This window comes from Rhodobacter calidifons (assembly GCF_011174775.1).
GTDB classification, from domain to species: Bacteria; Pseudomonadota; Alphaproteobacteria; order Rhodobacterales; family Rhodobacteraceae; genus Tabrizicola; species Tabrizicola calidifons.
In genome coordinates, this window is sequence record NZ_JAANHS010000031.1 from 1 (window position 1) to 9,846 (window position 9,846).

Consider the following 9,846-nt stretch of genomic DNA (forward strand, 5'->3'; position numbering starts at 1 on the left):
ACCACCGAAGGTCTGCCCATCACTTCGGTCGGCACAGTCTCGCATCCCACCCTTGCTTCGACCAACCTCGCGGCATCGATGCGCCGCTGGCGGCTGACCTCGGCGGCAGTCGCGGACTCGGTGGCCGACCAGCGCTCCGCAGGCTGGGCATGCTGGCGAGGCAATGCGGCGGGCCTCGGCGGCTGGACCTTCGTCACGCGGATTTCGCTGACGACCCTGCAAGCCACAGGCATGGGGTTCTTCGGCCTCTACGGCTCCACCGCCGCGCTGGCGACCACCCTGACGCTGGCCGCAGCCATCAACTGCATCGGCATCGGCTTCCAGCGTGCTACCCACACCCGCTGGCAATTGGTCGCGAATGACGGCACCGGGGCGCCGGGGGCGCCGACCCTGACCGACATGGGCGCGAGTTTTGGCATCGCAACCGGCGGCGTGCTGACCCTGTTCATCGCCGCCCCGCCGAAAAGGTCATCCGTCTGGGTGCGGGTGGTCGACGAGGTATCCGGCGCGATCTTTGAGCAGGAGATCACCGCTGACCTGCCCGCCGCGACGCAGTTCCTGTCGCCGCGCCTCTTCCTGAACACCGGCGCGACGGCCGCCGCCGTCGCCTACGACTGCGCCGGGGTCTACCTCGAGACGGATTTCTGAAGAGAGGGGATCAATGGATCGCTTCGGCGCCGCAGCACTTCTTGAACTTGCGCCCCGAGCCGCATGGACAGGGATCGTTGCGGCCGACCTTTGCACGCGGAACAGGCGCCCCGGGCAGATGGGCCTGTCCCGGCACCCTGCCTTGCGCCTTCCCCCAGGCATTCAGGTTCGCGACCAGATCGGGGATCATGTCCGGGGCCATCGCATCCAGTTCCCGGATGGCGTCCGCGCCCAGTTCGGACCCGCCTGCGGCAATGTCGTGCAGGGCCAGAAGCAGGGGAATGCTGGAGGCGATCTCCTCGTCGCTGCTCTCGACGCTTGCCTCCCAGGCTTCCGGGCGCAACTGCATCGCGCGCTCAAAGCCGGTGATCCAGGGCTCCCACATCACATCGCCGGTCAAAGGATCCTTGTCATAGACGGCTTCATATTCGGTCGGGGTTTTCGCCAGACCGCGCGCCACGCGGCTGTAACGCGCCATCACGGCATCCAGCGTCGCGGTCGCCTGATCCATGTCGGCAAAATGCGGGGCGATGTCGTCACCCCAGACCAGCGGCAGCCATTCACTGGGCAGGATCATCTCGGGGCACACGAGGATGCCCGCGACGAAGCCGTCGAACTCGCTCAGCAGCATGCCGTCGTTTTCGGGCGGCAGGGCGAGCAGGCGTTCGGAAAGCTGCGCCAATTGTCTCTGGCCATGACCCATGGCACTATCTCCTTTCCTTCCGGCGCCGCATGCTGCGCTGTGCCCAGTCCGCGCCGCCATAGGTGACCGCATAGATCAAGACTTCGGCGGCGGCGTCATCCACGACGAAGGCGATGACGGCTTTCCGCCCGGCCGGAACCGCACGCAGGCCGGGGGCGATGTCATCGCGGAGGCTGCCCTTGTGCGGCGTATCCTTCAGTGTGGCGATGGTCGCATCGATCTCGGCCAGTTTCCGCGCGGCGACATCCGGCCCGGCATAGTCGAGGATCCACTGCACGATGGAGTCGAGGTCACGCGCGACGCGCGGATGGAAGCGGATGCGCCAGGTCACGCTCCACGCGCAGCGCCAATGGTGGCCCGGGCGGCCGCGAAGGCGTCGTCCTGCCCGATGAACGCCTCGCGCGGTGTTTCCATGCGCGCACGGATTTCCTGCGCGAGCGCCGACAGGGCGATCCCGCGCTCCTCCTCGTCCTGCATCATCTGTTCCAGCGCGGCTGCGACGGCGGCACTCTGCGTCGCGAACACGCCCTGCCCCACCTTCTCCGAAAGGAACCGGTGATGGCGGTCGGTGAAGCTGAGGGTAGTCTTTACAGTCATCCGCGCCTCCGAGGGTATGACTGAGTCATATACTGGAAGGCGGCGACGGTTTCAACGGCGGGAGCGAGGGACGCGCGGGGCCCGTCGATGGGGGGCTCGGCAAACGTTGACCAGGTGTTGACAAGAATTTGGAATGACGAAAGCCGAGCGTTATGCTCGGCTTTGAAGTATTTGATAGCGCGTAGTTTTTTGGTTGCGGGGGCAGGATTTGAACCTGCGGCCTTCAGGTTATGAGCCAAGCGGCAAGCCATTCTTGGCACAAATCTCCAACAACGCTCAACATACAATGCGCTGGAATAGCGCTGTTTTTTGATTGAACCCTTCAGGCCGTTGTTGAGAGTTTTTGGTTCTCACTGTGCCAAAAATGTGCCAAAAACGTGTTGGGCGGTGAGCCCGCTCTCTCGGTTCCCGAGGCATTCCATGGCGACGATCCAGAAGCGCGAAGGCAAGAAAGGCCCGTCCTATCGGGTCATGGTCCGCATGAAGGGGTTCCCCGACCAGGTGCGCACCTTCAAGCGCCTGACGGACGCGAAGCAGTGGGCGCAGGAGACCGAGACGGGCATCCGCAAGGGCGAGTTCAAGAACGTCGTCCGCACGGCGGCGAGCAAGACGCTCCAGGACGTGATCGACCGGTTCCGCAAGGAAGTCTTCGTCCACCGGGCGGAGACGACCAAGCGGGCCGAGGCGTCGTTCGTCGCCCATTGGGAGCGCGAGCTTGGCGGCTACGCGCTGGCCTACATCACAGCAGACATGATCAGCGAGAAGATGGGCGAGTTGGCTGCGGCGGGCGACGGGCGGCGTAAGCTGGTCGACGGCGAGAAGCCGAAGAAGCCGCCCCGGCCGAAGAACCCGAAGACGCTGAAGCACTACCGCGACACGCTGGCCATGCTGTTCAAGTATGCCGCCCAGTGGGGCTGGACCGGGGCGAGTCCGCTTGATGGCGTCAACCGGATCACGAAGATCAGGAACGAGCGCACGCGGTTCTTAAGCGACGAAGAGCGCAAGCGGCTGCTGGACGCCTGCAAGACCAGCGACAACGAACACCTGTACCCCGTCGTGGTCTTCGCCCTGTCCACGGGCGCGCGGAAGGGCGAAATCCTCGGCATAACGCTGTCGGACCTCGACCTAGCCCGCGACACGGCCATCCTCCGGGACACCAAGAACGGCGACACGCGCGCCGTGCCCGTGGTTCTGCACCTGCGCACCGTCCTCGAAGGCCAGATCGCCAAGGTGACTGCCTTCTACGATGCTCTGGAGGGAGCACCCAAGACACGCTGGCTGTTCCCGCGCCGGGACGGGCTGGAGCCCATCGACATCCGCAAGGCATGGGAGAATGCGCGGGATGCGGCCAGGCTGGAGGATTTCCGCTTCCATGACCTGCGGCACTCGACGGCGAGCTACCTCGCCATGAACGGCGCGAGCCTCGTGGAGATCGCCGACATCCTCGGGCATCGGGCGCTTCAGATGGTACGCCGCCCCTTTGCGCAAGGTTTGGCAAGCGCAGCGGCAGCCTCGACGAGATTCTGGGCAAGGCCTATCGGGACGCCGCCAAGGCGCGGGCGCTCTGGGATGACCTGGAGGAGAAGTTCGGCATCCGCGACGCCGAGCGGATGGTCGAGGAGGACCCGTTCATCCTCGGCGCGGTGCGCGGCATCCGGCTGGGCGACACCCGCACGGCCGACCGGCGGGAGGCCAAACGGTATTTCCGCTACATCGTCGAGCGCCGTCAGCGCTGGCGCGACGCCAAGAACCGGCTGGAGCACACCCGCGCCGAGATCGAGCGCGCGCGGCACCGGGTGAAGCTCGCCGTGCGCGAATACGAACTACTCCAGCACGTCGCGGGCTCGCCGCAGATGCTGCGCGAGACCATGCTGGAGAAGATCAGGGCGCGGGCACGCGCGCTGTCGCGGGTCACCGAACGGGCGATCGAACGCAGCCGCCTTGCCGACGAGCGGCGCGAGCAGCTCCACCGCGCCTGGCGCGTGGCGAAGGAGAAGCGCCTTGAGCGGGAGCGCAAACGCGAACGAGGCCGGGCGTTCGGGCTCGACCTCGATCTGTTCGACAAATACTGATCGCTTGTGTTCACGGCGTTTCGTCGAACGGTTTGAATGACCGGCAGAATCGATGGCGACAACAGAGGGGAGCAGAGGATGCCCAGCGAGAGGAAGCCCGCCGCCGCGAACACGGCATTTCAGCTCAAGGTTCAGATCGACGGCATCGAGCCGGCAATCTGGCGGCGCGTCCTCGTTCCTGCCACGCTGACGCTGCGGGAGCTTCATGCCGTTCTGCAAGGGGCCATGGGCTGGCAGGACTACCACCTGCACATGTTCGAGATGACGGGAAGCGCTTCGAGGTGCCGGAAGATGACAAGCTCGGGCCGGAGGACGGTTATGCTGACGAGCGGAAGCAAACGCTACGGGCGATCCTCTCCAAAGGGATGCAGTTCCTCTACGTCTACGATTTCGGCGATGACTGGAGGCACGTGGTGACGGTCGAGGACATCATGGCGCCCAAGTCGGTGCGCTCTCTTCCACGCTGCATCGCCGGCGAGCGCGCATGTCGCCCGGAGGATTGCGGCGGCGTCTATCGCTATCCTGAGTTTCTGAACGCCCTGGCAGACCCCGACCCCCCGGAACATCGGGAGATGGTGGATTGGGCGGGCGGCTTCGAGCCGGAGGTATTCAGCTTGTCGCAGGCAAATGCGCTGATCGGCGCGATCTGCGCGCTGTACGGGGAGCGAGGCTGGGGCTTTGACTGAACTGATTTCGGGAACTCCGCCCAGAGTCGGCCGTGACCAAAAAATAACAAAGATTGACATTATCGGACATACCCCTATCTTATCTAGTGGAGAGGTATAGGCCGATGAACGTTTCGCTCACGACGAAGCTGGAGGAGTTCGTCCGACGCAAGGTTGCGTCCGGGCTCTACAGCAATGCCAGCGAGGTGATCCGCGAAGGGCTGCGCCTGCTCGTCGAACGAGAGGCTGCTACGGAAGCATCCCCGCCCGCCAATCCGCCTCGCAAGGACGAGGTGCGCGCCCAGCTCGCTGCACTGGAAAAGCCGCTCCGCGAGAAAGGGATCACCTCTCTTGCCCTCTTCGGGTCGGTCGTTCAGGGGAATGCGCGGCCCGACAGCGATATCGACGTTCTGGTCGATGTCGACCCGAATGCCCGCTTCAGTCTCGTCAGTCTCGTCTCCGTCCAGAATTTTCTCGAAGAACGCATCGGCCGCAAGGTCGATGTCGTGACCCGACAGGGGATCGAGCCGACCATCAGGGATCGCGTATTCCAAGAGGCCGAAAGCGTTTTCTGATGGCGAAAGACCCGAAGCTTCACGCCGACCATATTCTCGAAGCCATCGCCAATATCGAGGCCGATATCGCCGGTCATGACTTCGACAGCTTTCGATCCGACAGGCGAACCAAACAGCTCGTCGAGCGCAATCTCGAAATCATCTCCGAGGCGAGCCGTCGGCTTCCCGAGCGGCTCAAGGCCAAGGAGAAGGATATCGAGTGGAAAGCGATCGCGGGGATCGGGAATGTGTTGCATCACGACTACCACGATAGTCATCCGACCATCCTGTGGGAAACGTGCAAGAAAGACTTGGTCCCTCTCAAGACGGCCGTCACCCGTATCCGTCGCGAACTTGCTCGGCAGACAACGCGAGATCGGGATCTGACTCCCTGAAGTGGTTTATTCGTAGGCGAACATCTGCTGAAGAATGTCCGCAACCTCGCGACAACGCGCGTCCGGCAGGCGGCCGAGATGTTTGACGAGGCGCGCCTTGTCCACCGTCTGTATCTGGTCGAGCACCACCTGTCCCTTCTTCCGTTGGAACGTGACATCGACGCGGGTCGGGTATCGGACATCCGGCCTCAATCGATGGCGGCGTTCCCGGTCGACGACGACCGCGAGGAAGACCCCGCGCCCGTCGAACCGGCTCGTGTGGCGCCGCTTCCGCCGATCGCAGCGCTTCTGGACGGTCTGCCGGTTCAGAATCACCGTCGCCTCGACAACCGTCTTATCGTTGATGATCCTGAGGACCTTGAGCCAATCTATCAGGTGGCCGCGCGCAAACACGGCACCGAAATGGCGTCGCTGATTATTCACGGCGACATCAATCGCGGCGAACAACCTCTCAACCGCCCCCTTAGAGAGCATGAAATCGAATTCATGCGACGGGAAAGCATCCGATGACAGCGTCGAGTGACAGCGTCGAGCCGAACCTCATGTTCTCGGCTTCAACGCCTTCCCCCTTCAGGATCAGGTCGGCCTTGCTAATGGCGAAGGTTTCGGGCTGCGATTCCTGTCCGTAGAGGTGTACCGAAACCTCCTTCCCGTGATCGGTAGCCAGTTTGACGAGCGTCTCTTCCGCCACCGTCAGCATGCCGCCCGTGCCGCAGGCGCCGTCATAGACCAGATAAGTGCCGGACTGGATGTCGTCGGCGATCGGCATGAAGATGAGGTACGCCATGAGCTCCACCACGTCGCGCGGGGTGAAGGTTCGCCAGCCTCCTCATTGTTCTCTTCGTTGAACCGACGGATCAGCTCCTCGAAGATCGTCCCCATCGAATGGTTGTCGAGGCCTGGCAACCGCACGGTGCCGTCCGTATGCAGCACCGGTTTCGGGCTGAGATTGACCGAGGGATCGAGGAACTTTTCGATCAAGAAGCCGAGCACATCGGCTTCGATGAGCGTCGGGATTTGATTGCGAAACTTGAACTTGTCCAGAACCTCCTGGACGTTGGGCGAAAATCCGTCGAGATATGCCTCGAAGTCGGCCTTGAGCTGCTGACGGCGCGCGCGGGACGCAAGGTCTCTCAACCTGAACTGTGAGGTGTTGTAGAACGCCTCGCCTGAAGCCTGGCACAGCGCCGCGTGCTGGTTCGCCACGCCCGCTTTGTCGAGTTGGGCCTTCATCGACAGCACCGCGTCTTTCGTCGGCTCAAGTACCGCGTCGAGACGACGTATCACCGTCATCGGTAGGATGACATCGCGATACTTACCACGCACATAGACATCCCGAAGAACATCGTCGGCAATGTTCCAAATGAAATTGCTGATGTTGAGATTGCTCACGCTGCCCTCTTCGGCTTCAACTTCTTATCGCCCGTTACCGAGCTCGCGTTTCTCGTAGACTGTCGTTATCCGCGCGCCGTCCCAGACGTAGCAAAGGTGGCGCTCTTGGCGTGCGTTGGAGAGCAGGGGCGGGCGAAACACGGCCACGCACTCCCCGCCGTCACGTCGCACACTGTCGTAGGCAACGCCGTTCGAGCCGTCCTTGCGCAGCGACTTCGCCAGGTGCTGGGCCGCAGCGTAGTTGTCGTTGTGATAGACGAGCGGATAGGCGGCTTTCTGTCCCCTCAGGTCGTGGAGATCGCCCGCGAGGTCGATGACATAGACGCGCATGTCGAGTTCCATGTGCGCTTGTGCGGTGGCCAGCATGAAGCGCTCGCGGTGGTACCTCGTCTCAGCGATGGCCGTCTTCAGGTCGTTGGCCGCGTAGAAAACGCCGAAAGTCCCGTCAGTGAAGCGGCTCCCATCGGGATTGAGGTGGGTGAAAGCCGCCATGATGATGCTGGTGCCGGGGCCGCTGATCCGGTCCTCCGGCGGCACGAGGCTGATTTCGCCCACTTCATCACGCAGGCGAGGGTTGGTCAGCGATTCCAGCTCAAAACTGGCTTCGAGGTCGTCCGGCTCGGTCACCCGCTCGAACAGCTGAATCGGCGGAAACCGGCTGGGGATGATCCGCCAGCACGGCTTCCAGTCGATGTGGGCGAGCGGCAGCGTCATGCCCAACCGCCTCGCTGGGCATCGAGGTACTGCCGTACGACAAATAGGTCCGCAACTTGGCCTGAAAGCATCCGATCGAGCGCCGACTTCCCGGCAAAGAGGGGGGCTTGGTTCGGTCGCTTGACCCAGGCGTCAGCGGCCGTCTCGTCGGGCAGCAGGATCTGAAGCGCCTTGTAAACGCCCAGGATGTACGAAATGCGCTCCAGCGTGTCCTTCGGCAGCGCGGTGTTCGGGTCCTTCTTCCACTTGAAGAAAGTCGAGCGCGCGGTCACGCCGAGAAGCGTCATTTGCTCGTCGACCGACAGGTCCCAAAGCTCGGCGATGCGAAAGAAGGTCCGCAGCGCCGGGCCGGAAAGGCCTTTGCGATTAATCGCAGGTGCTGGTTGTCCGTGCGCAGCCATGGCTGGCCTCCAATAGTGGGTTAAATGCTTAGTATGGTCCATATATGGACTTTGTGCAAGGGGTGTGTGCAAACGAAAGAAGCCCCGCACGGGGCGGGGCTCCAGTCGTCGACAGGGGCCGTGTCAGGCCGCGGGCTTCAACGGCTTCGGGGCCATGCGCTGGCCCTCCAGCCATTTGTTGATTTCGGCGCGGTCGATATAGACCCGGCCACCGATCTTCAGCAGCGCGGGCTTCAATCCATTCGTCTCCGCATGGAAGATCCACCAGCGCAGCGTGGCTTCCGTGATGAACGGCGCTTCCGCCGCTACCTGCTTCACGGTCGCCAGGTCCCTGTAGTCAACCATGGGTTACCTCATGGTCTCGGGGCCTATAAAGGAGCATGAACCTTTCTTATGCCTCAAAACAGCTTCTCGTTCAATTGCGTGACCACGCCCTTGACATGGCTCTCGGACAGGTGCGCGTAGCGCATCCACACACGACCAGGTGGACGGCTACGAGGCGCCGGCACTGCCTGCGCCCAAGGACCCCGTGCAGGTTATCGACGCGGCCGAGCGCTTCGTCACCAGCACCGGCGCCACTGTCCGCCACGGCGGCACGCGCGCCTTCTATCGTCCCTCCGACGACATCATCCAGATGCCCGAGCGCGAGCGCTTCCTCGGCACTAGGACCAGCACAGCGACCGAGAGCTACTACGCCACGCTGTTGCACGAGCTGACCCACTGGACGGGTCACGACCGCCGCTGCGACCGCCAGTTCGGCAAGCGCTTCGGGGATGACGCCTATGCCGTCGAGGAACTCGTGGCCGAGTTGGGCGCGGCCTTCCTCTGCGCCGACCTGGGCGTGACTCTGACCCCGCGTCCCGACCACGCCGCCTACATCGACAACTGGCTGAAGGTCCTCAAGGCCGACAAGAAGGCCATCTTCACCGCCGCCAGCGCCGCCGCCAAGGCAACCGACTTCCTCGCCGGGCTGCAAGCCGCCGACATCACCGAGGCCGCCGCTTAGGCGGCCTCATTTCTCGGCTTCCAGCTGCGACTGCGCACGCTTTGTCAATTGCCGGATTGCGCTGCGAACCGCAGCTTGCGTCTCCGGCATGATGCCTCGTCCGGCGCGCCACTGGTAGTAGGCTGTCAAGGACACGCCCGCGGCGTCGCATATCGAACGGATTGAAAGACCGTGCTTCGCGCGCGCCCGTTCGATGCGCGCCAGCGTGTCTCCAGCGCCAACTATTTCTGCCCTCTTGATGATCAGTACATTTCTGAATGGGCTCCGAGGCAAGTCCTTATCTCCTTATCTCCGTATCGCGCAAATCGAATAGTGCCCTGAGAATATTATGAAGCACTCGATAAAGTTCGCTGCGTATTGAATGTTGCTAAATTGCCATAGAGGCATGTGTCGAAAACAAGCAAAGTCACCCATCTTTGTCGACAACAGCAAATCATATTGCTTAAATCTCGGTATTCCTAACAAGTAATTTAAAGGAAACCGATGATGAAAAAGTCCATTCTGCTTGCCGGCACTGCCATCGTAGCGTTGAACGCTGCGACTGTTGATGCCGTAAACGTTGATATGTATGGTCAAGTCGGCTCGGATGATGTGACCGCCCCCCGACGGCATCGATGTGCCGAGGTGGGTCTGCGAGGATCCACAAAGGAGGACGGTCATGCTGGATGTTACCACTGTCGGGCTCGACCTGGCGAAGAA

Annotated in this window: 14 protein-coding genes and 2 pseudogenes; 7 read left to right on the plus strand and 9 right to left on the minus strand. The window is 62.6% G+C overall.

Annotated elements, in window-relative coordinates:
• Window positions 1-648, plus strand: a pseudogene (locus G8O29_RS17680) (DUF2793 domain-containing protein); the annotation flags it as partial.
• Between the two features lie 10 nt (window positions 649-658).
• Here G8O29_RS17680 and G8O29_RS17685 read toward each other — a convergent pair.
• The 3 genes from G8O29_RS17685 to G8O29_RS17695 are packed head-to-tail and all read right to left on the minus strand — an operon-like array spanning window position 659 to window position 1,948.
• Window positions 659-1,351 carry a UPF0149 family protein gene (locus G8O29_RS17685; RefSeq protein WP_166404537.1) on the minus strand — a complete coding sequence of 231 codons (693 nt, stop codon included), beginning with the start codon at window positions 1,349-1,351 and terminating at the stop codon, window positions 659-661.
• Window positions 1,352-1,355: 4 nt separating this feature from the next.
• Window positions 1,356-1,682: a type II toxin-antitoxin system RelE/ParE family toxin gene (locus tag G8O29_RS17690; protein ID WP_166404538.1), complete on the minus strand. Its 327-nt coding sequence runs from the start codon at window positions 1,680-1,682 to the stop codon at window positions 1,356-1,358.
• Window positions 1,679-1,948 (minus strand): hypothetical protein, encoded by a 270-nt coding sequence (locus G8O29_RS17695; RefSeq protein ID WP_166404539.1) that lies wholly within the window; start codon window positions 1,946-1,948, stop codon window positions 1,679-1,681. The genes G8O29_RS17690 and G8O29_RS17695 overlap by 4 nt, the downstream gene beginning before the upstream one ends.
• A gap of 420 nt (window positions 1,949-2,368) precedes the next feature.
• Here G8O29_RS17695 and G8O29_RS17700 point away from each other — a divergent pair, with 420 nt between their 5' ends.
• The 5 genes and pseudogenes from G8O29_RS17700 to G8O29_RS17720 all read left to right on the plus strand — a co-directional run bounded on the left by G8O29_RS17700 (window position 2,369) and on the right by G8O29_RS17720 (window position 5,634).
• On the plus strand, window positions 2,369-3,748 hold the full coding sequence (locus G8O29_RS17700; protein ID WP_242679182.1) for a site-specific integrase: 1,380 nt from the start codon (window positions 2,369-2,371) through the stop codon (window positions 3,746-3,748).
• Entirely contained in the window at window positions 3,745-4,020 is a 276-nt protein-coding gene (locus G8O29_RS18625; protein WP_242679183.1) for a hypothetical protein, read from the plus strand. Before G8O29_RS17700 ends, G8O29_RS18625 begins: the two co-directional genes overlap by 4 nt.
• 78 nt (window positions 4,021-4,098) lie before the next feature.
• Window positions 4,099-4,706, plus strand: a pseudogene (locus tag G8O29_RS17710) (plasmid pRiA4b ORF-3 family protein).
• Between the two features lie 104 nt (window positions 4,707-4,810).
• Window positions 4,811-5,260, plus strand: coding sequence for a type II toxin-antitoxin system ParD family antitoxin (locus tag G8O29_RS17715; RefSeq protein WP_166404540.1), 450 nt, complete (start codon window positions 4,811-4,813; stop codon window positions 5,258-5,260).
• Window positions 5,260-5,634 carry a HepT-like ribonuclease domain-containing protein gene (locus G8O29_RS17720; protein WP_166404541.1) on the plus strand — a complete coding sequence of 125 codons (375 nt, stop codon included), beginning with the start codon at window positions 5,260-5,262 and terminating at the stop codon, window positions 5,632-5,634. Before G8O29_RS17715 ends, G8O29_RS17720 begins: the two co-directional genes overlap by 1 nt.
• Before the next feature lie 6 nt (window positions 5,635-5,640).
• On the opposite strand, the gene G8O29_RS17725 is transcribed toward G8O29_RS17720, so the two are convergent.
• From G8O29_RS17725 to G8O29_RS17745, 6 genes are all read right to left on the minus strand, one after another.
• Complete coding sequence (locus tag G8O29_RS17725) at window positions 5,641-6,081, minus strand: type II toxin-antitoxin system PemK/MazF family toxin (protein ID WP_242679184.1); 441 nt, start codon at window positions 6,079-6,081, stop codon at window positions 5,641-5,643.
• Between the two features lie 37 nt (window positions 6,082-6,118).
• Window positions 6,119-6,403 (minus strand): N-6 DNA methylase, encoded by a 285-nt coding sequence (locus G8O29_RS18330; RefSeq protein ID WP_242679185.1) that lies wholly within the window; start codon window positions 6,401-6,403, stop codon window positions 6,119-6,121.
• Entirely contained in the window at window positions 6,328-7,026 is a 699-nt protein-coding gene (locus tag G8O29_RS17730; RefSeq protein ID WP_207623980.1) for a type I restriction-modification system subunit M N-terminal domain-containing protein, read from the minus strand. Before G8O29_RS17730 ends, G8O29_RS18330 begins: the two co-directional genes overlap by 76 nt.
• A 24-nt stretch (window positions 7,027-7,050) precedes the next feature.
• Window positions 7,051-7,740, minus strand: a complete 690-nt coding sequence (locus tag G8O29_RS17735; RefSeq protein WP_166404542.1) for an RES family NAD+ phosphorylase — start codon at window positions 7,738-7,740, stop codon at window positions 7,051-7,053.
• Window positions 7,737-8,141, minus strand: coding sequence for an MbcA/ParS/Xre antitoxin family protein (locus tag G8O29_RS17740; RefSeq protein ID WP_166404543.1), 405 nt, complete (start codon window positions 8,139-8,141; stop codon window positions 7,737-7,739). Before G8O29_RS17740 ends, G8O29_RS17735 begins: the two co-directional genes overlap by 4 nt.
• 123 nt (window positions 8,142-8,264) lie before the next feature.
• The gene (locus G8O29_RS17745) at window positions 8,265-8,486 is read right to left on the minus strand and encodes a helix-turn-helix domain-containing protein (RefSeq protein WP_166404544.1); all 222 of its coding nucleotides are present in this window, start codon (window positions 8,484-8,486) and stop codon (window positions 8,265-8,267) included.
• A 184-nt stretch (window positions 8,487-8,670) separates the two neighbouring features.
• Between G8O29_RS17745 and G8O29_RS17750 the strand changes: the two genes are divergently transcribed.
• Window positions 8,671-9,147, plus strand: coding sequence for an ArdC family protein (locus G8O29_RS17750; protein ID WP_367890198.1), 477 nt, complete (start codon window positions 8,671-8,673; stop codon window positions 9,145-9,147).
• Window positions 9,148-9,846: the final 699 nt, after the last annotated feature.

What these genes read in the sequence shown, in the direction of transcription:
- G8O29_RS17685 (WP_166404537.1), bottom strand. Translation starts at nt 1,351, where the DNA reads ATGGGTCATGGCCAGAGACAATTGGCGCAGCTTTCCGAACGCCTGCTC.
- G8O29_RS17695 (WP_166404539.1), bottom strand. Translation starts at nt 1,948, where the DNA reads ATGACTGTAAAGACTACCCTCAGCTTCACCGACCGCCATCACCGGTTC.
- G8O29_RS17700 (WP_242679182.1), top strand. Translation starts at nt 2,369, where the DNA reads ATGGCGACGATCCAGAAGCGCGAAGGCAAGAAAGGCCCGTCCTATCGG.
- G8O29_RS17715 (WP_166404540.1), top strand. Translation starts at nt 4,811, where the DNA reads ATGAACGTTTCGCTCACGACGAAGCTGGAGGAGTTCGTCCGACGCAAG.
- G8O29_RS17720 (WP_166404541.1), top strand. Translation starts at nt 5,260, where the DNA reads ATGGCGAAAGACCCGAAGCTTCACGCCGACCATATTCTCGAAGCCATC.
- G8O29_RS18330 (WP_242679185.1), bottom strand. Translation starts at nt 6,403, where the DNA reads ATGCCGATCGCCGACGACATCCAGTCCGGCACTTATCTGGTCTATGAC.
- G8O29_RS17735 (WP_166404542.1), bottom strand. Translation starts at nt 7,740, where the DNA reads ATGACGCTGCCGCTCGCCCACATCGACTGGAAGCCGTGCTGGCGGATC.
- G8O29_RS17740 (WP_166404543.1), bottom strand. Translation starts at nt 8,141, where the DNA reads ATGGCTGCGCACGGACAACCAGCACCTGCGATTAATCGCAAAGGCCTT.
- G8O29_RS17745 (WP_166404544.1), bottom strand. Translation starts at nt 8,486, where the DNA reads ATGGTTGACTACAGGGACCTGGCGACCGTGAAGCAGGTAGCGGCGGAA.